Source organism: Salipaludibacillus neizhouensis, assembly GCF_002886185.1.
Classification (GTDB): domain Bacteria; phylum Bacillota; class Bacilli; order Bacillales; family Salisediminibacteriaceae; genus Salipaludibacillus; species Salipaludibacillus neizhouensis.
The window spans coordinates 66,885-85,859 of record NZ_KZ614148.1 but is presented as its reverse complement, the minus strand read 5'-3'; the positions used below and the strand labels follow the sequence as shown (position 1 = coordinate 85,859).

Genomic DNA, 18,975 nt, shown 5'->3' with positions numbered 1-18,975 from the left:
TGAAAAATAGAACACAATGATCTATTCTTCGGAGCTTAACATGCTTTTTTCTATTCCTTTTAATGCTTTTTTCCTTACGAAATCTAGATGACGATACATACTTATATATGCCTCTACCGGATCACGTTTTTCTAACGCATTGTAAATATCAATATGATAATTCAACGTATCAGTTAAGTTTCGATCTTCTAAAGGAATGTGATCCAAAACCTTTTGGTGAAACTTTTGCAATGGATCAATCATTCCTTCAAAAAGTGAGTTTTGGGCACTATGAGCAATTATTTTATGAAATACTTTATCAATTTCAGAAGAATCTTCTGTTGGTAACGTTCTCATTTTTTCAATATTTTCTCTTAGCATACGTAATTCTTCATCCGTAATTTTTTCAGCTGCCAGTGTTACTAAACCTAGCTCCAGTGCAACTCTTATTTCAATGATAGAAGGAAGGTCTCCGGCCGAAAGAGCAAGCATCATAGAAAAAGGTTTGCTGCCTATTTTATCGGAAAAAAAGCTACCACTTCGGGTTTTTCGGTTAATAATCCCCATTACCTCTAAAGATGTCAAAGCTTCCCTAATCACAGGTCTGCTAACATTACAAATATCCATTAGTTCAAATTCAGATGGGATACGATCCCCTGGTTTATACTTCCCTGTCATTAGCAGGTCAATTAATTCATCCATTACTTGTTTAGAAAGCGATTTACGACTGAGCGATTTTATATCCATCCCTTTTTTATCATTATCTATCATACTCTTTTCCTCCTTTGTTATTAATTATAATTGTAAGACAATATTCTATAAAAATATACAATTTCATTAAAATAATTTATATTTTTTCAAAATAAAAGCCTACCTCATAATTTAAGAGATAGGCGAAATAATCAATATTTATTTATCTTGCATATTTTTTTCTCCATGTTTACGTAACTCTTGAACCTCATCGAAAAAAGCATCAATTTTTTTGAAAAGTTTTCTCATATAAAAACCTTCCTTCGTTTTAAGTTACCTTTATTATGATAACCTTCAAAACTTTTAGCAAAGGTCATTTCCTTCCATGAAATCGGCAACATTTGCAATGTAAACGCGAACAACCACCTCAAACTTCTGTATTCATCGTTTTTTGTTTTTGAGAATAAGTCCATAGAATAAATAAGTCATTGACTAATGACATGCTGACCTCACCTTAACTTCTCCGTCGTCCAAAAATAATCTTCGTCAGCCTCTAATACGATCATCGTTTTATGACAGCAAGGCATATTTACTCTGACTTTCACCTGCTCTTTTGCTCGTCCCAAAGCTGCAGAGGATAGATTTGTCAGTACATTATCGGTAGAACAATATGGGCATGATGCTAAATAGATATCCCCCATTTGTTTTTCGTAGGGCCATGTATGATCAAAAGGGATTGGTTTCAAAGAAAGTCCTCCTTATAAATAAGCTTTACTAACTTTTAATAAATAGTTAACGTTTTCTCCTAGCTCTGAAAAGAAAAAAGCTTGCATGAATTTCATGGCAAGCTAGATATACTAAAACATAGGGTTTTCTTCAATAAATGTATAGATATTTTGCAGCAATTCTTCATTCGTTTCGCCTGTGACAACTTCTCCGTTCACTAATGCAAAACGATTACGTGCACATTGCCCGCAAAAACTTAAACAGCCATATTCGATCACATCTAAATCAGGATCTTTTTCCAGTTCTTCTTTAACTTTTTGAGTTCCACTTGCTAAGTTACTTACGCAAAACTCAATGATTGGGCCCACATTCATCACCTCATTGTATTGCTAACTTTCCTCGTCTATGCTACCTTCGTCCTTGAATTTTGTCAATTAATCAAGCTTGATTTTTATTATATTAATATTAAAACCGCTTCCAAAACCATTGTAGAATCCACAGGAAACTGATATATTTAGATTGTCAACAATTTCTCACAATAATATCGATGTAGAAAAAAATAAGCGTTCGGATCGTTTATTTTTTTTGTTATGATCGAAGGGGGTTAAGCCCGTGCGAAATCTAATTGTTTTAGGTGGAGGATACGGTGGGCTTCGAGCGATACAGAAGCTGTTAAATGAAAAAGATTTCAAAGATTTTACGATTACATTAATTGAAAAAGAAGCTTATCACAGTTTAAAAACGGAATTTTATGCGCTTGCCGCCGGAACAGTTGCGGATAGACACTTAAGAATGTCTTTTCCAAATGATGTCCGACTAGAATTAAAGTTTGAAACCGTAAAGAAAATTCAACTTGAATCGAACGAAATTGAACTTGAAAATGGTGAATTAATTCCTTACGATGATTTAATTGTCAGTCTTGGCTGTGAAGACAAATACCACGGTGTTCCTGGAGCCAATGAAAATACGCTTAGTATACAATCGATGAGAAGAGCACGAAAAACGTACCAGGTTCTACAAGGTGTAAAACCGAAGGGCAGGGTTTCTATCGTTGGCGGTGGTTTAAGTGGCGTAGAATTAGCCAGTGAATTACGGGAAAGTCGTCCTGACCTTGAAATAATGTTGCTCGATCGAGGGGAAAATATACTCTCCATGTTCCCAGCCAGACTTTACAACTATGTCACTGATTGGTTACTCGAAAATAATGTAACATTAGTAAATCGAGCAAACATTACCAAGGTCGAGTCTAATGTCTTCTACAATCATGATGAGCCAATTGAAGCTGATGCTATTATTTGGACAGCAGGAATTCAAGCGAATAAAATTGTCCGCGAATTAGACATTGAAAAAGATCATATGGCTAGAGCTCACGTTACGAAATATCACCATTTGCCGGATTATGATAATGTATTCGTTGTTGGTGACTGTGCCGCCTCCAGTCATGCACCCAGTGCTCAATTAGCGGAAGCCCAGGCTGAGCAAGTAGCTATGCTCCTCTTAAAAAAGTGGAATGACGAACCTTATCCTGATGAAATGCCTAAAATTAAACTAAAAGGCGTTTTAGGCTCCCTAGGTAAAAAACATGGCTTTGGACTAATGGGAGAAAAGTCTCTCACCGGTCGAGTACCAAGAGTATTAAAATCCGGTGTGTTATGGATGTATAAAAACCATTCCGGTCACTAATAAAAGCTAATCTACAGTCGAAGTAAAACGACCACCACCATCACTTAGAGATTTAAAATCAAAAAAAACGCCATAGCGCGTTTTTTTATTTATAAACTAATTTCTTCTATTTTTTTAAAGATAGTTGCTAATTTAGGATTTCCCTCTGCCACCACTTCACCATTTAAAACGACAAGTGGATAAAAATATTCTTCTTCTTCAATTTTATCCGAAAAAGAATGTTCTTCTTTTGTTACTGGATTTTCAATGTCACAATAGTGTATGTCAATTGCCTTCTCAGGAAATTTACGTTTAATTGCAGCCTCTAACCATTCTTTCGTCTCATAAGCACTTGGTAAATGGATGCAACTAGCGCACTTTATTTCTGCACCATATACCGTTATTTTTATAACAACCATATCTTCAATCCCCTCCACATACGTACATTTTATCATAAGCCTAAAATTAAATTTATGAACCCTGCCAACTAACAGAAAAAATGATATAAAAATTAAGTCATCATCATGGATTTTTTTCGAAAAAGATACTATAATAGGTATTAAAGAAAGGAGTGTTGCAAAATGACTACAGAAACAATGGATTCACAAGTTCAAGAGGTGCTCGATAAATTACGTCCATTCCTTCTTCGTGACGGTGGAGACGTAGAACTAGTTGATATCGAAGACGGAGTTGTAAAAGTTCGTCTTATGGGAGCTTGCGGTTCATGCCCAAGTTCAACAATTACTTTAAAAGCTGGTATTGAGCGCGCACTCTTAGAAGAAGTACCTGGTGTAACTGAATTAGAACAAGTATTCTAAGACAATATATGCAATAGTGTTCTGACAATTATTTGTCAGAACACTTTTTTTATGATTCCGTACGCCATATTTCAGGATTGAGAATAGTTTTAGGCTTGTCCCCATTTAATACATCCACAATATTCTGGCTTGCCAGAGAAACCATATGAAGCCGTGTTTCCACACTGGCACTACCGATATGGGGCAAAGCAACGACATTTGGATGAGTCAATAATGGATGCTTATTAGAAATGGGTTCCTCCTCAAAAACATCTAAGCCTGCTCCTGCAATTTCCTTGTTTAGCAGCGCTCTTTCCAGGTCTTCCTCTACTACAAGACCTCCTCTTGAAGCATTAATAAAAAATGCTGATCGTTTCATGCTCTGAAAAGCACCTTCATGAAAAATTCCTTTTGTCTCCTTGGTTAAAGGGGCTAAACAAACGACGAAATCTGAACGAGAAAGTAACTCCTCAAACGGAACATATTCTGCTCCAAGTGTATCTTCTATATTTTGATTTCGAGATCGATTGTGATATAAAACCTTCATATCAAATCCTGATGCCCGTTTAGCCACAGCAGCTCCAATTCTGCCCATTCCAAATATACCAAGTGTTTTGTGATGAATATCACTCCCGGCTAAAAGCATTGGCGCCCAATTTTTCCACTTATCATGCTTTACAAAATCGGCTGCCTCAAGGATGCGTCTAGCAGTTGCCATTAACAAAATAAAAGTCAGATCAGCAGTTGTGTCTGTAAGTACATCTGGTGTGTTGCAGACAACAATTCCTTTTGCAGATGCTGTTTCAACATCAATATTATCAAAACCTACAGCCATATTTGCTACAACTTTTAAATGATTGGCCGCACTCAATAATTCTTCATCTACTTGATCAGATATCATGGTTAGTAACCCATCCGCTGTTTTTGCCCTTTCAAGCAACACTTCCCTTGGGACTGGCATTTCTTCTTCCGGCCATACTTCAACTTCTGCAACTGTCTTCAATGCGCGTAATGATTCTTCAGGAACACACCTCGTAACAAATACTTTTGTCATATACTAATCTGGCCTCCTATTTAAAAATACTTCTGATGCAAGTATATCTTAATTTGGCCATATCTCTCATTTATTTTAAAGTAATCTTCGTTTATTCAAGATTTTCTTCCAAGGAGAGTTCTTTCCGTTGCAAAAACTAATTCCATGTTGGTTGAAAGAGCCTCAATTAATCAACCACTCGGGTAATATAGATGGATCTTTGGCTGTGAAAAACAAGGAACATATATGCTGAATAAACATTTCATAATCCTCAGATTTAGTAACCATGTTTACAAACTTTGTTTCCATTTCAGATCTTGTTTTGTCATCAATAGCCTGGTAATATTTTTCTAAAACATCAAAGTATTGTGCAGGAAAAAGCAACCTTGAGACAATGATATATCCATCCCACTCTACGAAATTCTTTACTGAATGGTATCTTTTAATAAACCGATTCGCCCGATCGATCTTTTCCTGCAGCACTTGTTCATTTTTTGCTATATGTCGTAAGTATTCCGTTATATCTCGCGTAAAATGATCACACACAAAGTCGGTTGGGAACTTTACATCAGATATATTTAGATTATCTGTCTTTAACCAGCTATTTTCATGAAACCGATGATGGCATACTGTACGTCCGTTGCCGTCAGAGTAATAGGAGGGCTTCATACTTATCATTTCAGTGACCATTTGTATCGCATTTTCTGTCATTGCTAAATAATAAGGAAACGTCAGAATAAATTCAGTATCTAATGCTGTTTTAACTGGCTCATTCATTATTTTTACATACCAGCTCTCTAACTGCTCTAACCGTTTGATCCATCTTTCTCTCCAAGATGTCCAGGTAGCATTCTCCTGTTTCGATGTGGACACATAGCTCTCTCCATCCAAATGAAACTGCGCAAGTTTTTTTGCCTTTGATTTTTCTTGAATTTGCTGTTCCCTATTTAACCCGGTTTTCAATTGAAAAAGGACCGTTTCTTGTCCGTCTATTATATTAAGCGTGCTCCCTCCTTTTGCCTTCATTGGATAGGCAATTCCCAGATGATTTAATGACTGAAAATGTTCGGCCATTTTTAGTCTCTCTTCTAAATGTACAATTTGAGTTTGCGGATATGGTCTTAAAATATAGGTTTCCTGTTCATCAAAGATAATCAGATCATTTCCGGCCTGCTCAACATTTTTGAGATGAATGCCAAAATGTTCATACAAGTGTCTTTCAAGCATTCAGACTCTCCCCTTTCTCTCGTTCCTCATTTCTCTGGTTATCGTATGATTCAAACGCCCAAAACGTTCCCCTGCCTTAGAATAACTTTTTCATATCTGAATACACTAACAAAACAGTGAAACCTTATAAAAGTAGGTGAAAGAATGACGCAGGATCATATGATTGTTGAAGAAACGGCTAGAAGGTGGTTGTCCGAAAGAGGTGTCACCATTCCTGATATTGCTGATTTGGTTTATGGATTACAGAAGGATTGTGCGTGGAGAACGTAGAAAAAGTCCTCATAAAAAGCCAAATTTTTTTGACTTAAGATTACTTTGAATTAAAAAGGTATGGAAATTATTACATAATGGTTAAAAAGACACCAAACCACATTTTACTTTTGTGGTTTGGTGTCTTTTCATCTATTGGCATGCCCCCTAATATAATTAGGTAAGTCTTTTAAAGATTTTAATTCAATAAATTTCCCCTTAAACTCCGTTTCGATTTCTAAGTTCTTCTTATTATATGCCCATTCAATATCTGAGGGAATATGAATGGCGTTAATTTCTAAATCAATCGCTGGCTGAATGTCTGTTCTTAGGGAGTTACCAATCATCCAAGTTGACTTAGGGGTTATTTTAATTTCTTCTATTACTTTACGTAAAGCATCTGCATTTTTGTGTTCAAAAATATAAACATTATTCTTAAAGTATTCTTCTAATTCTAACTGCATAATTTTTCTATTTTGATTCGGTTCATCTCCACCAGTAAAAAGGTACATAGAATGACCTTCATCCTTTAAAGTATTCAAGACATCATACATATCTGGAAATGGTTGTACCTCAATTTGAAATACACTTTTCCCGATATTTTTTACTATTTGTAGTTTTTCCTTCTCATTATTTCTATCACATTCTGTGCAGAAAGACATATAAGTTGTTGCAAGTGACTCAGGGAACCTTGAAGAATGTAAACCATGTTCTTTAACACTTTTTATATCAATTTCTATTTGCCTTTTTCTAATTTCTTCTTTGCTTAAATGGTCAAACCATTCTTGTATTTGTTCAACAAATTCATCAACTGCATTCTTAAAATATTTATTACAGTGAACCAATGTATCGTCTAAATCAAAAATTAATGTTTGTGATTCCAAATTTAATACCCCTTCCAAAAGAACTAATTATGTTTTAATGTTTGAGTCACTATTTACGTTGCTTATTATGTCTATCTTCCCTCTTTAAAATCAAAACGATTGGAGTAAATTATCTATATCACTGTTATAAGGACATTCTTTATTTTTCCCCAATTAGTTTTTGATATATACTATTGTTGGAGCTTATCGCTGGCTGCCGCATCAAGCCGATTAGCCCACAGTAAAGATGGGGAATATGACAAATAACAGAATAAGAAAATCTTTTTAACACAAAAAAGCCAGTCAATTGGACTGGTTTTTTTATTTAGAATGTTATATAGCTTGATCGAAGCAGAGAAGCTCCACCTTTTGCGAATCCAAATTCCAATTTGAAACGAACTTTAAATAGTAGCTTCCGATATACTTTTTTTATAACACTGTCCAATCATCTAGGGAATCAATAGACCATGTTGGTTTCTTTTTTTCTATTGCCAGTTGTTCCTTGGATGTCACACCAGTGTGAACAAGAAGCGTATCCATATTGGCATTAATACCGGCCATAATATCTGTTTGATAATTATCGCCCACCATCACTGTGTCATCAAGAGGAACTCCTAAAACTTCCAAGGCTTGGTCTACAATAATTGATTCTGGCTTACCGATAAAAGTTGGCTCTACACCTGTTGAAACACGAACAACGGATGTGAGTGAACCATTGCCCGGTAAAAGTCCTCTCTCTGTCGGTATTGCAACATCTCCATTTGTAGAAAGGAACCTTGCGCCGTTTCTTATTGCCAAACAAGCTATTGATAGTTTTTCATATGTAATATTTCGGTCGATCCCCATTACAACAACGTCTACGTCTTTATCCGTCACTTTTAAACCCTGATTAATCAAAGCTTCTTCCAGTCCATTTTCTCCGATCATAAACGTATTCGCTTTTCCATGCGTTTCGTCAATATATTGCGCCGTTGCCATACTTGTTGTAAAAACATGACCTTCCGTAGTCGGAATTCCCATTGACACAAGCTTATCGGCTACTTGCTTCGGTGTTCTCGACGAGTTATTTGTTACGAATAAATAAGGAAGTTCTTTCTCAATTAACTTTTGCACAAAACGGGATGCGGCTTCAATTTTTTCTTCGCCCCGATACATCGTCCCATCTAGATCAATCAAATATCCTTTATAATGCTTCATAGCCTTCACCTCTTAAGAAAAACGCGTAGCGTCTTTTATTTAATACAGCGTCAGCTTCCACCGCCATGTTTTAAGTATCAAGGGTGTGTTTCCCTTGATACATGCGGTGTGAAGGTAGCTGCCAATTTTATAAACTTATCTACTAAGAAAAACGGCAGATCCGTCTTTTATTAAATTCGACTCCTACCTATACTTCCTTGTTTGTAGGTAAGAGATTTGCGCCATATTATTTTTAATTTGTTCAATCCTACATGAATAAAACCGTTATGTCCAATCCGCTTCATTTCTAGGCCACATTTTTATGATCATTATTTCTCCGGTAAAAAAGCGGAAACTGGTCCTAATTCTGTCTTTAAATAAGACCTGACCTTTAACGGAAAGGTTTTTAAAGCTTCCATTTGTGATTGAAAAGCATCATATAGATCTTTATCGTTTAATTGTGTATATTGCTGTAATAAATCTTTACGCCAAGGAATTAGCGAGGTCAATGCATCTCCCTCTTTTTTTAGAAGCACTTTTTCATCTACCATAATATTGAGGATATCTTCATAGCTTCCTGGGTCTCTCATAATAAAACCATCAATCATTTGGTTTCCTATATCCATTACCGTTTCGATAATCATATGGCACATTCTTTCCGTTGCCATTTTTGAAAAGAGAGTTGATGGGGTTTCTGATTTCTCTAACTCATTTATTAACGACTCTAAATATACAATTCTGGTTTCCATTAGTTCCCTATCGACGAAATACAAGACAATCATCTCCTTAACTCTAATTAGTATGACACATTGAAAGGGTTTCCCATAAAAAATATAGACTAAATACGCGAAAAAGATATATTTTGTATGTAATTTTTGATATTATGATGAAGGATTAAAAGAGCTATATACTTATTATAACCGAAACATAACAACTATTGGAGGAATCAATATGGATCGAGAATTAGCAATGGAAATAGTACGCGTAACAGAAGCTGCTGCACTGGCTTCAGCTCAGTGGATGGGCAGAGGACTTAAAAATGAAGCCGATGATGCAGCTACTACAGCAATGAGAACCATGTTTGATTCAGTTAATATGAAAGGAACTGTTGTTATAGGTGAAGGAGAGCTTGATGAAGCACCTATGCTTTATATTGGAGAAGAGTTGGGTTCTGGAAATGGTCCAGATGTAGATATCGCTGTTGATCCGCTTGAAGGAACGAATATTGTTGCTAAAGGTCACCCAAATGCTATGGCAGTAATCGCAATAGCCGATCGAGGCGGACTATTGCATGCTCCCGATATGTACATGGAAAAAATTGTTGTCGGTCCTGAGAGTGCCGGCTTAGTAAGATTAACCGATCCTATTGAAAAAACAATCGATATCGTTGCTAAAATGAATAACAAACGTGTTCGCGATATGACTGTCATCATTCAGGAGAGAGAAAGACATCAAAATTTAATTGAACGTGTCCAAAAGAAAGGTGCTCGTGTTAAACTATTTGGAGATGGTGATGTTGGAGCTTCTATTGCAACCGCGTTACCTCAAACAGGAATTGATCTATTCGTCGGTACTGGCGGGGCCCCGGAAGGCGTCATCTCCGCTGCTGCGATCAAAGCATTAGGTGGAGACATGCAAGCAAGACTCGTTCCAATGAATGAAGAGGAAACAGAGCGTTGTAAACAAATGGGATTAGCTGATCCAACCATGCTTTTAACATTGGACGACCTAGTTAAAAGTGATGACGCTATTTTTGCAGCTACAGGTGTTTCATCTGGTGAATTATTGGAAGGTGTTCGCTTTATGGGCGGGGACTTGGTAGAGACAGACTCCATTGTAATGCGTGCCAAAACCGGAACTGTTCGTTACATCAAAGCCCAGCATCGTTTAAATAAAAAGCCGCACTTAGTCATGCCAGAAAATAGCTAGATAAGAAAAACGGCGTTATCTTTCGCCACCCCCGAGTAGCACCTACGAAGTGTGTGTAGGTGCTACTCGAAAGGAGGTGGGTTTTCCTTGACACGCGTGGCGTAAAGATAGCTGTCAACTTGTAAATTCTTATCTGATAAGAAAAATCGTCATAAACTGTATTGTTTTATAATAATTGTCGAGCAATCGATAGACGGTGATTTGTAGAAAATAACCTATATCAAATATCCTATTCGGAGGAGTGACCGTATGAGTGAACGATTTTTCCTTTACGACGATGAAGAAGAAACCAATACACGATTCGTAAGCTTTATGGGAGAAGCACAGCGATTTGATTTAGCGATTACGACAACTTCACGACATTACGGTAAAAAACTAGTACTCGATATGCAATCAAACCGATTTGCAATTCTTGGTAGTGACGATCTTGAAACAGAAGGCTACATTGAAAGAGCATTTGACATTTCCGATGAAGAAGAAGGAAATGAACTGCGTAATTTCCTCTTAGAGATCATTTAATTGTAGGTGCTTTAATTTTACTTTTTATAAACCTTTTACTATTGGAAAGCTTGATGTAGTGGAAAGCGTCCCCTAGAGCAATTTCAAGTACCTCTCTTTTCGAAGCAATAAAAGAATCTTTCAGAAAACACTTTAATTAAAAACAGCTTCTTTTGCCATATAGGTAAAAGAAGCTGTTTTTATATAGAATTCCAGTAAAACATATTATTTAATACAGTGTAAGCCTCCACCGTTACGAATTCGTTTGCGTTCCTGTTACTTTTTTCACCACAAAATAGGCACATCCAAAATTACAATATTCATATAGATATTCCGGTAAAAAACCTATTTTGGCATCAACAGAGGACTTACGATTTTTTTCTTCAAAAAAACCTTTAAGGCGAAGTTGCTCATAACCCCAGTCCCCGACAATGTAATCATATTTATTTAAGACGTCACTGAATCTAGCCTTGAAATCTTCTTCAGACCAACCTTCTCGAAACTCTTCCACAACTTCATACGTATTTCCCTGAATTTCAACCATCTATGATCACCTGCCTTCACTTCTTCTATCTTGCCTTATTTCTTTCTAAAATTCAATGCTTAGTTATCATAAATTACCACCTTAACTTAAAGAAAAATTGTACATCCTAATCAAGAAGGAGGTGGAAAATATGTTAACGAATCAATTTCGTAAAAGCTGTGGTTTTTTCCTTGTACTATCCATCCTATTGACCGGTTGTGGCGACAATATGGAAGGATTCAACTTCATGAATGGATCTAATGAACAATCGCACGCCATTAACAAGGAAAACGTAGGAGATACGAATCAATTCACACAATATGGATTTGAACGTCATTCTAAAAAAGAATCGCAAGAGGAAGAAGTGCCCGGTTATGCAGTTTATGATCGTCCCTTATTAGCAGAAAGTATTAGTGAGATGTCTGCAAACTTAAAAAATGTTCATGATGCAGGTGTATTAGTCACTGGTCAACATGTGTTGATTGCATTTGAACATTCCTCCGAGGATCGCGAAGCTGTCGCAGAACAAGTAAGAAAAACAGCAAAATCAGTGGTACCTGATTATTACGATATTTATGTTAGTGATGACGTTTTGTTAATGGAAGACATTGAAAGTTTTGAAGGCGAGTCCTCTAGAGATATTGAAAATATGCGGGCTTTGGAACAAATAATAGAAAGAATGAAAAATTCTCCCCAAGGTGACCTAGCAAACGAATCAGCCCAAAATGATTAATTTAGTGACGGTCTCGTGCGGTCGTACGAGGCTTTTCATATTTCACGTATGAATACATCATAATAATCAAACGATACAAGAAAATAATTGAAAGGAGACTAGTTGAGTGAAACCTCCCTATTACCTAATATTCTTCATATTCGTCATTCTGTTGCTTCTCTCCCCTGCAACGCTTACTTCAGCATCTGATAAAGCAGATTTCTCCACTGAGGATTTACACAAGGAACGAATGGCATTGTATTTAAAAGCAGAAGCAGAAACAACAATTCCATGGTTTTATTTTGCCGGTATAGATAGCTATGAGAGAAGTTTAAGACAGGCAAAAAAAGATTTACCAGAAGAAGAAGGATTAATTGCCATTTATTATTCCGAGGAAGACTGGTCAGGTGAATTAAATCCTAATAAACAAGATACAACCCCAAAATCGATTGCTTTTTTTGGTGGCAAAGGATTAGATGGTAATGAGGATGGAAGAGCTGAACGAACAAATGATGAAGATGTCCTTCATACCTTAGCTGTGCATATGAACAAGTATGGTTCCAAAGAATCTAGTATAAGAGCGGGGTTATGGGATTTTTATCAACGTGACAAAGCAGTTGAATTAATCCTTGGTCATGCCAGTGTCTATCATGAAATTGATTCACTTGATGTATCAAAGAGGGCTTTTCCCGTTCCTTTACATTTTAATTACAGCTATCGAACAACTTGGGGAAATGCTCGAGGATGGGGCGGAAAACGAATCCATGAAGGTACAGATATATTTGCAGGACATAGTACACCTGTCAGAGCAACCACATACGGCATTGTCGAATTAAAGGGATGGAATAAATACGGTGGATGGCGCGTAGGTATTCGAGATACAAGTAACGTCTATCATTACTTTGCACACCTAAGCTCCTTTGAGCAAGGCATGGAACGAGGAACAGTCGTTGAACCAGGAGATGTCATTGGTTATGTTGGAAGCTCCGGGTATGGTAAAGAAGGTACACAAGGAAAATTCCCCCCACACTTACATTATGGCATGTACAAAGACAGTGGTTATACGGAATGGTCATTCGATCCCTATCCTTCTTTAAGAGTCTGGGAAAGAGCCGAAAGAAAGCAAGAAAAATAAAAAACATTTTAATCGATAAGAAAAATAGCTCCAAATCCTTACATGGAAAGAAAAACGCATAGCATCTTTTATTAACTTACTTAACTAAAAAAACGACGAGTAGAATACTCGCCGTTTTTTGCGTTAATATAAGATTTATACTTCTTGATACACAGAGCTGTTCACTATCAATTTTAGAATGAAAATTGTTAATGCAAACAGTGCAAACCCGACAAGTAATCCAATCCAAACACTGCCGGAAAAACCGAGAGCCAAGAAGGATAATGTTGCGATAACACCCACTATTAGGGCATAAGGTAATTGTGTCATGACATGATCAATATGGTGGCTTCCTGCTCCTGTAGACGAAAGTATTGTCGTGTCGGAAATCGGAGAGCAATGATCACCGAAAATTGCTCCTGCCAACACTGCTGCTAGAACAGGAAGCATTAAATTAATGTCTGTTACTGCTGCAATATCGCCTGCAATCGGAAGCATAATCGCGAATGTTCCCCAAGATGTACCGGTACTAAATGCCATAAATGCAGCAATGATAAACAATAGAGCTGGTAAGTAGCCTAATTGAATATGCTCATCAACTAGTCCGGCTAAATATTCTCCTGTACCCAAAGCTCCAATAATTTCAATAATTGTCCACGCAAAAATTAAAATATATATTGCGGGAAGCATGGATTTTATTCCTGCTCCTAAACCAATCCCTAAAGTCTTAACTGGTAGACGACGTGAAAAAGAAATTCCTATTGCGACAATTAAGCTTATAATTCCACCATACAAAAGAGAAGCTGCAACATCTGTATTTTCGAATATTGCCAGCAATGTAACAGAGCCTTCAGTTGCTCGCATTCCTGTTAAAATCATCGACAGGACAGTAGCGATAATCAAGACAGCAATTGGCCGGATTAAGTCTCCAACCTTCCCCTTTGCAGCTGGTTTAAGTTGATCACTTTCACCAGGTGCTGCTCCTTTTTTAGTATCTACTAACTCACCTGTATCGATCGCTCGGTTTTCATGAGTTCGCATAAGACCAATATCCAATTTAAAATATGCAACTGCAAATACAAATAAGAGGGCAAATATCGCGTAAAAATTCATCGGTGCAATTAATAGGAACGCCTGTAACGCCTCGTATTGAGTGACTCCATGTGTTACAAGAATTCCGCCAATGATCGTGATAATGTACGCACCCCAACTTGACAGTGGAGAAATAACACACATAGGTGCAGCAGTCGAATCAACGATATACGCTAATTTTGCCCGAGAGATATTATGCCTATCCGTAAAAGGACGACTAACATTTCCGACCGTTAAACTATTGAAATAGTCATCAATAAATATAATAATTCCAAGAAAGGCTGATACAAATTGTGCTCCAACACGTGATTTAACTTTTGTTAGGGCCCATTCCCCAAATGCTTGACTCCCACCTGTGATGGTAATCAGAGAAGCAATCATACCCAATAATAACAAAAATAATATAATATAAAATTCCCATGAATTGATTGATCCATCTACAACAAATATTCCAGACACAATAGATGCAATTTGCGATATTGAGTCAATGATCATTGACTCTCCTCGATTTACAATCAAGGCACCAACAATAATTCCAATCCCTAAAGAAATGAGAACTTTTTTTGTAATAATTACCAATAAAAGTGCTAAAATTGGGGGTACAATTGGATAAATTTCAAGTTCCATACGTTTCTCCTCCTGTTAAAATAAAATGACTGATTATAACACCTTAACTTTAGACTGTACTGATAGCTCTAACTAAAAAAAGCAGCAAAGGAAAAATCCCTTGCCACTTCAATATGAAGTTAAGACGAATCCCCAACACAGTTCAGTAGTTCTCCACTATTAACAGATAGTGACAGTGTAATATTTATTGAATATTACCCCAGCTGTTGCATCGTAGGACACGATCACAATGCTTCGGCAACGTTTCCTTTCAAAGACTTTCCTCGTTGTCCTAACTCCAGTCTCCTAGTAATAAACTTTGCGCCTCTACCTCACCGATTGATGAGGTCTACTTAAATATTCAATTTTTTTAAGCCTGAATTATCATACCAAACGTATCACTTATTTTCAACAATAACTCACTAGTTATTTGTTTCCAAATCTAAATCATCCAGTCCATCAGGTCTTTGAATCACAGCTGGAGTCATTCCTCCGGTGCCAGTGCCGCTTTCACCACCATAAAACTCTGGAACTTCCCCTGGAATCAAGATCATTCCAACCGGAATAGAAGTTTTCACAACTTCCGTAGCTGTAGCAAATGGAATCACTATTTGTACGTCCGCTTCAATTTCCACTGATATACTCATATAGGTATTATTAATCCCAACATCTAAAATATTTTCTTTTAAATTGGACTTCACAGCCCCTATTGCTGATAACCGAACAGGAATTCGAGGCCCCAAGTGAGCTAACAGTGCATTGTTTGTAGCTTGCCCAAGCGGAATCATATGAATGATTCCATCTTCAGAAAAAACCGCTCCCTCTCCATTAACGTCAACATCCTTTGGAAATCTGTTATCTTTTGAACGCCCATGTTCTATGTCGTTTAAATAATTTTGTACACTTTCCGTGGTCTCCTGCAATACCCGATTATAGATGACAGAATTAAACTGAACAGAAGTAACCTCACCCTCTTCATTTTTTTCTAATTCTACTAAATCATCCATATCCGTATTATCAAGAAATTGACCAGAAACAGCATCATTAATAGCTAAGGTACCAATCCTTTGCGTTTCAGTCTTCGCAATAGCAATAAGAGTCGGTCTAACACCCGCGTCAATGATGCCTAAGCCGGTGAGTGTTAACATAATAAATATAATAGACGAAATCATAAAAACGTAACGGAAAGGAAGAGGTCCTTTCTTCTTTCGGCTTTTTGGCCGAACGGTGCGAAATGTCTTCATTGTGATTCCCCCTTCAGCACATACATATGCTAGAAAAGGCAAAGATTGTACCAACAATAACCGTGAAGTAGTATTTATTTTTCATAAGGCTTTTTTACACATTGAATGTTGTTTTTAAAGTAGATAAGGCTTCTCATTAAAATACGATGGACTAATGAGCCCACCGTAAAATAATTAATTTTTTCGTTCATATGTAAGGAAGGTATGAGCATGGGAATTCGTCTCATCCACCTTGCCTTTTTTTGAGGCCACAACTTCCCATTGGCCATCGTCAATGTCAGGAAAAAATGTATCCCCTTCAAATGTTTCATGTATTTTCGTAATATATAATCGGTCGGCTAGTGGCAACAGCTGTTCATAAATCGTTGCACCACCAATGACAAAAAATTCTTCCTCATCTTTTACAAGCTTATCCATTTCGGAAAAATTATTAATGACCTCAACTCCTTCTGCCGAAAAGTCATTATTTCTCGTCAACACTATATTTCGCCGTTTTGGTAAAGCTCGTCCAATAGACTTGAATGTTTTTCTTCCCATTACAATTGAATGTCCGTTGGTTGTCTGTTTAAAGAATTGTAAATCACCAGGCAGATGCCAGGGCATCTTCCCATCTTTTCCGATTACGTTATTTTCACTCATCGCCGCAATCATGGAGATCATACAGATACCTCCCCTTTAATATGTGGATGAGGATCGTATCCTTCAAGCACGAAATCTTCAATTGTAAAATCTTCAATATGCTTTCGATCAGGATTTATCTTCATCGTAGGTAAAGCACGAGGATCTCTTGTAAGCTGCAGTTCAACCTGCTCTATATGATTGTTATAGATATGTACATCACCGAACGTGTGAACGAACTCACCCACTTCTAAGCCGCACTCTTGTGCAATCATCATCGTTAATAAAGAGTAGGAAGCAATATTAAACGGTACACCCAGGAAAACGTCTGCACTTCGTTGATACAACTGACACGAGAGTTTCCCGTCAGCCACGTAAAATTGAAACAGGCAATGACATGGCGCTAGAGCCATTTCATCTAAATCTGCAACATTCCAAGCATTTACAATAAGTCTCCTTGAATCAGGATTCGTTTTAATTTGTTCTATAATAGAACCTAGTTGGTCTATAGTTTCTCCTGATGGAGTCGGCCAGGATCGCCATTGCTCCCCATAAATTGGGCCTAAATCGCCATTTTCATCTGCCCATTCATCCCAAATACGTACTTTGTTTTCTTTGAGATATTTTATATTCGTATCGCCTTTAATAAACCAAAGCAGTTCATGAATAATTGCTCGCAACGCTAATTTTTTAGTAGTCACGACCGGGAATCCCTTTGCTAAATCAAATCTTGTTTGATAACCAAAAGTACTTATCGTTCCAGTACCGGTACGATCCTCTTTTTTAACACCCTTATCAAGTACATGTTGACACAAGTCTAAATACTGTTTCAATGGTTGAACCTCCTAATAAAAACGGCATAGCCGTCTTCTATTAAATACAGCGTCCAGCTTCCGCCGCCATCTTTTAAGTATCAAGGGTGGGTTTCCCTTGATACGTGCGGCGTGAAGGTAGCTGCTAATTTTATAAATTCTCCTAATCAAAACGCGCAGCGTCTTTTATTAAATACAGCGTTTTCTCCTGCCTGACGCACAGGATCTGCGCTATTAGCAGTGTTTCTTTTCTACGACTAAAACCGCAGGCAGAGTTTCTATCGCTACAAGTAAAATTATATTTTGGTCTCCTGTGTCAAAGAATCACAAGATGAAATCGTGACATTTAATTCTTCTGACAGATCTATATCATAAGACCCATTACCTTCTCCATCAAACTCAACTCTTATAATTGGTCTGGACGGAAGTTCAGTATTATTGTTAATGATAATCCCTTGTCTGCCATCGCTTAGCGTTACTTCTAAACCTATCGGGTATATAGCAATTGTTTTAGAAAAGACTTCGATAATTTTTTTATCATAAAGAATATCTGCCCCACTATAAAGAAGTTCAAGAGCCTCATGTGGCAGAAAAGCTTTTCTGTAAACGCGATTGGAAGTCATCGCATCATAAACATCTGCAACCCCAATGATTCTTGCATAATAATGTATATCTTTACTCGATAATTGTCTGGGATAACCTGATCCGTCAAGTCTTTCATGGTGTTGAAATGCACAATGTGCCGTTAATAAAGATAAATCACCTGACTTACGAATCATTTCAAAACCTAATTCCGCATGGTTTTGAATGGTTTCATACTCTTCTTCCGTCAATTTATCCGTTTTATTTAAAATATCAACCGGAATACCCATCTTTCCAACATCGTGAAGAATTGCTCCAAGCCCTAAATCTTTTAATTCCTTCTCATTTAAACCAAGTTTTCTTCCCAACGCAATGGTATACACCGTTACATTTAAGGAATGATGGAACACATAAGAATCAAAAGAAACAACGTTTGCCAGCATGGAAATCGCTTCCTCATTGCCGGATATTTCCTGTAAAATAGAGTCAATAATATTTGAAAAGGAAGGCGTCAATTCATGTAAATTTACTGATTTACCTGTTTTAATCCGGTCAGATATACTCGTGAAATTGTCACTGATAGTCTTTAATGACTTGGCCTTTGTTTGTTCAGAAATAACATCAGTCACATAGATATCTGAAGTAAGGTCGTCTTCAATATAAAGATAGGAAATCCCTTTTTCCTTCAATCTGCTTATCATCGACTCTGACAGGGCAATCCCACTATTTAATAATCGTTGGCCATTATCATTGTAAATAGGCTTAGCCAAACGATCACTAATTTGAATCGAATAAATTGACTTTAACTTCATATAAATACGTTCCCCTCATCGATTATTTAGA

General features: G+C 37.0%; 22 protein-coding genes and 1 riboswitch. Of the genes, 7 read left to right on the top strand and 15 right to left on the bottom strand.

Annotated elements, in window-relative coordinates:
- Positions 1-21: 21 nt before the first annotated feature.
- The 3 genes from CEF18_RS23325 to CEF18_RS23315 all read right to left on the bottom strand — a co-directional run bounded on the left by CEF18_RS23325 (position 22) and on the right by CEF18_RS23315 (position 1,763).
- Positions 22-750, bottom strand: coding sequence for a FadR/GntR family transcriptional regulator (locus CEF18_RS23325; protein WP_110938933.1), 729 nt, complete (start codon positions 748-750; stop codon positions 22-24).
- Between the two features lie 428 nt (positions 751-1,178).
- Entirely contained in the window at positions 1,179-1,415 is a 237-nt protein-coding gene (locus tag CEF18_RS23320; protein ID WP_110938932.1) for a hypothetical protein, read from the bottom strand.
- A gap of 111 nt (positions 1,416-1,526) precedes the next feature.
- A complete protein-coding gene (locus tag CEF18_RS23315; RefSeq protein ID WP_110938931.1) occupies positions 1,527-1,763 on the bottom strand; it encodes a YuzB family protein in 237 nt (78 codons plus the stop codon).
- Between the two features lie 244 nt (positions 1,764-2,007).
- Here CEF18_RS23315 and CEF18_RS23310 point away from each other — a divergent pair, with 244 nt between their 5' ends.
- Positions 2,008-3,078 carry an NAD(P)/FAD-dependent oxidoreductase gene (locus CEF18_RS23310; protein ID WP_110938930.1) on the top strand — a complete coding sequence of 357 codons (1,071 nt, stop codon included), beginning with the start codon at positions 2,008-2,010 and terminating at the stop codon, positions 3,076-3,078.
- Between the two features lie 89 nt (positions 3,079-3,167).
- On the opposite strand, the gene CEF18_RS23305 is transcribed toward CEF18_RS23310, so the two are convergent.
- The gene (locus CEF18_RS23305; protein ID WP_110938929.1) at positions 3,168-3,476 is read right to left on the bottom strand and encodes a YuzD family protein; all 309 of its coding nucleotides are present in this window, start codon (positions 3,474-3,476) and stop codon (positions 3,168-3,170) included.
- A gap of 162 nt (positions 3,477-3,638) precedes the next feature.
- Between CEF18_RS23305 and CEF18_RS23300 the strand changes: the two genes are divergently transcribed.
- Positions 3,639-3,875, top strand: coding sequence for a NifU family protein (locus CEF18_RS23300; RefSeq protein WP_110938928.1), 237 nt, complete (start codon positions 3,639-3,641; stop codon positions 3,873-3,875).
- 49 nt (positions 3,876-3,924) lie between these two features.
- Here the strand turns inward: CEF18_RS23300 and CEF18_RS23295 are convergent, their stop codons facing one another.
- Positions 3,925-4,908 (bottom strand): 2-hydroxyacid dehydrogenase, encoded by a 984-nt coding sequence (locus CEF18_RS23295; protein WP_110938927.1) that lies wholly within the window; start codon positions 4,906-4,908, stop codon positions 3,925-3,927.
- A 162-nt stretch (positions 4,909-5,070) separates the two neighbouring features.
- Positions 5,071-6,114 (bottom strand): spore coat putative kinase YutH, encoded by a 1,044-nt coding sequence (gene yutH / locus CEF18_RS23290; RefSeq protein ID WP_110938926.1) that lies wholly within the window; start codon positions 6,112-6,114, stop codon positions 5,071-5,073.
- 144 nt (positions 6,115-6,258) lie between these two features.
- Here yutH and CEF18_RS26715 point away from each other — a divergent pair, with 144 nt between their 5' ends.
- On the top strand, positions 6,259-6,384 hold the full coding sequence (locus tag CEF18_RS26715; RefSeq protein ID WP_310793593.1) for a hypothetical protein: 126 nt from the start codon (positions 6,259-6,261) through the stop codon (positions 6,382-6,384).
- A 128-nt stretch (positions 6,385-6,512) separates the two neighbouring features.
- Here the strand turns inward: CEF18_RS26715 and CEF18_RS23280 are convergent, their stop codons facing one another.
- The 3 genes from CEF18_RS23280 to CEF18_RS23270 all read right to left on the bottom strand — a co-directional run bounded on the left by CEF18_RS23280 (position 6,513) and on the right by CEF18_RS23270 (position 9,184).
- Positions 6,513-7,247 (bottom strand): HAD family hydrolase, encoded by a 735-nt coding sequence (locus CEF18_RS23280; RefSeq protein ID WP_110938925.1) that lies wholly within the window; start codon positions 7,245-7,247, stop codon positions 6,513-6,515.
- Between the two features lie 408 nt (positions 7,248-7,655).
- Positions 7,656-8,423: a TIGR01457 family HAD-type hydrolase gene (locus tag CEF18_RS23275; protein WP_110938924.1), complete on the bottom strand. Its 768-nt coding sequence runs from the start codon at positions 8,421-8,423 to the stop codon at positions 7,656-7,658.
- A 308-nt stretch (positions 8,424-8,731) separates the two neighbouring features.
- Positions 8,732-9,184, bottom strand: a complete 453-nt coding sequence (locus CEF18_RS23270) for a DUF86 domain-containing protein (RefSeq protein ID WP_223292462.1) — start codon at positions 9,182-9,184, stop codon at positions 8,732-8,734.
- A 169-nt stretch (positions 9,185-9,353) separates the two neighbouring features.
- On the opposite strand from CEF18_RS23270, the gene glpX reads away from it, so the two are divergent.
- Both glpX and CEF18_RS23260 read left to right on the top strand, forming a co-directional pair.
- Positions 9,354-10,331 (top strand): class II fructose-bisphosphatase, encoded by a 978-nt coding sequence (glpX, locus tag CEF18_RS23265; protein ID WP_110938922.1) that lies wholly within the window; start codon positions 9,354-9,356, stop codon positions 10,329-10,331.
- A 249-nt stretch (positions 10,332-10,580) separates the two neighbouring features.
- Entirely contained in the window at positions 10,581-10,850 is a 270-nt protein-coding gene (locus CEF18_RS23260) for a DUF3055 domain-containing protein (RefSeq protein ID WP_110938921.1), read from the top strand.
- Positions 10,851-11,082: 232 nt separating this feature from the next.
- Here the strand turns inward: CEF18_RS23260 and CEF18_RS23255 are convergent, their stop codons facing one another.
- Entirely contained in the window at positions 11,083-11,373 is a 291-nt protein-coding gene (locus tag CEF18_RS23255) for a YutD family protein (RefSeq protein WP_110938920.1), read from the bottom strand.
- A 130-nt stretch (positions 11,374-11,503) separates the two neighbouring features.
- On the opposite strand from CEF18_RS23255, the gene CEF18_RS23250 reads away from it, so the two are divergent.
- Together CEF18_RS23250 and CEF18_RS23245 are read left to right on the top strand one after the other, a co-directional pair.
- Positions 11,504-12,085: a YhcN/YlaJ family sporulation lipoprotein gene (locus CEF18_RS23250; RefSeq protein WP_110938919.1), complete on the top strand. Its 582-nt coding sequence runs from the start codon at positions 11,504-11,506 to the stop codon at positions 12,083-12,085.
- A gap of 106 nt (positions 12,086-12,191) precedes the next feature.
- On the top strand, positions 12,192-13,199 hold the full coding sequence (locus CEF18_RS23245; protein ID WP_223292461.1) for a M23 family metallopeptidase: 1,008 nt from the start codon (positions 12,192-12,194) through the stop codon (positions 13,197-13,199).
- 135 nt (positions 13,200-13,334) lie between these two features.
- Here the strand turns inward: CEF18_RS23245 and CEF18_RS23240 are convergent, their stop codons facing one another.
- The 5 genes from CEF18_RS23240 to CEF18_RS23220 form a co-directional block, all read right to left on the bottom strand.
- On the bottom strand, positions 13,335-14,897 hold the full coding sequence (locus tag CEF18_RS23240; protein WP_110938918.1) for a Na+/H+ antiporter NhaC family protein: 1,563 nt from the start codon (positions 14,895-14,897) through the stop codon (positions 13,335-13,337).
- A 138-nt stretch (positions 14,898-15,035) separates the two neighbouring features.
- Positions 15,036-15,214, bottom strand: a riboswitch (Lysine riboswitch).
- Positions 15,215-15,298: 84 nt separating this feature from the next.
- Entirely contained in the window at positions 15,299-16,120 is an 822-nt protein-coding gene (gene yunB, locus CEF18_RS23235; RefSeq protein ID WP_110938917.1) for a sporulation protein YunB, read from the bottom strand.
- Between the two features lie 174 nt (positions 16,121-16,294).
- On the bottom strand, positions 16,295-16,780 hold the full coding sequence (locus tag CEF18_RS23230) for a dihydrofolate reductase (protein ID WP_110938916.1): 486 nt from the start codon (positions 16,778-16,780) through the stop codon (positions 16,295-16,297).
- Positions 16,777-17,571, bottom strand: coding sequence for a thymidylate synthase (locus CEF18_RS23225; protein ID WP_110938915.1), 795 nt, complete (start codon positions 17,569-17,571; stop codon positions 16,777-16,779). The genes CEF18_RS23230 and CEF18_RS23225 overlap by 4 nt, the downstream gene beginning before the upstream one ends.
- 275 nt (positions 17,572-17,846) lie before the next feature.
- A complete protein-coding gene (locus tag CEF18_RS23220; protein WP_110938914.1) occupies positions 17,847-18,944 on the bottom strand; it encodes an HD-GYP domain-containing protein in 1,098 nt (365 codons plus the stop codon).
- Positions 18,945-18,975: the final 31 nt, after the last annotated feature.

What these genes read in the sequence shown, in the direction of transcription:
- yutH (WP_110938926.1), bottom strand. Translation starts at nt 6,114, where the DNA reads ATGCTTGAAAGACACTTGTATGAACATTTTGGCATTCATCTCAAAAAT.
- CEF18_RS23260 (WP_110938921.1), top strand. Translation starts at nt 10,581, where the DNA reads ATGAGTGAACGATTTTTCCTTTACGACGATGAAGAAGAAACCAATACA.
- CEF18_RS23275 (WP_110938924.1), bottom strand. Translation starts at nt 8,423, where the DNA reads ATGAAGCATTATAAAGGATATTTGATTGATCTAGATGGGACGATGTAT.
- CEF18_RS23305 (WP_110938929.1), bottom strand. Translation starts at nt 3,476, where the DNA reads ATGGTTGTTATAAAAATAACGGTATATGGTGCAGAAATAAAGTGCGCT.
- CEF18_RS23300 (WP_110938928.1), top strand. Translation starts at nt 3,639, where the DNA reads ATGACTACAGAAACAATGGATTCACAAGTTCAAGAGGTGCTCGATAAA.
- CEF18_RS26715 (WP_310793593.1), top strand. Translation starts at nt 6,259, where the DNA reads ATGACGCAGGATCATATGATTGTTGAAGAAACGGCTAGAAGGTGGTTG.
- yunB (WP_110938917.1), bottom strand. Translation starts at nt 16,120, where the DNA reads ATGAAGACATTTCGCACCGTTCGGCCAAAAAGCCGAAAGAAGAAAGGA.
- CEF18_RS23295 (WP_110938927.1), bottom strand. Translation starts at nt 4,908, where the DNA reads ATGACAAAAGTATTTGTTACGAGGTGTGTTCCTGAAGAATCATTACGC.
- CEF18_RS23250 (WP_110938919.1), top strand. Translation starts at nt 11,504, where the DNA reads ATGTTAACGAATCAATTTCGTAAAAGCTGTGGTTTTTTCCTTGTACTA.
- CEF18_RS23255 (WP_110938920.1), bottom strand. Translation starts at nt 11,373, where the DNA reads ATGGTTGAAATTCAGGGAAATACGTATGAAGTTGTGGAAGAGTTTCGA.
- glpX (WP_110938922.1), top strand. Translation starts at nt 9,354, where the DNA reads ATGGATCGAGAATTAGCAATGGAAATAGTACGCGTAACAGAAGCTGCT.
- CEF18_RS23230 (WP_110938916.1), bottom strand. Translation starts at nt 16,780, where the DNA reads ATGATCTCCATGATTGCGGCGATGAGTGAAAATAACGTAATCGGAAAA.
- CEF18_RS23240 (WP_110938918.1), bottom strand. Translation starts at nt 14,897, where the DNA reads ATGGAACTTGAAATTTATCCAATTGTACCCCCAATTTTAGCACTTTTA.
- CEF18_RS23270 (WP_223292462.1), bottom strand. Translation starts at nt 9,184, where the DNA reads ATGATTGTCTTGTATTTCGTCGATAGGGAACTAATGGAAACCAGAATT.
- CEF18_RS23220 (WP_110938914.1), bottom strand. Translation starts at nt 18,944, where the DNA reads ATGAAGTTAAAGTCAATTTATTCGATTCAAATTAGTGATCGTTTGGCT.
- CEF18_RS23325 (WP_110938933.1), bottom strand. Translation starts at nt 750, where the DNA reads ATGATAGATAATGATAAAAAAGGGATGGATATAAAATCGCTCAGTCGT.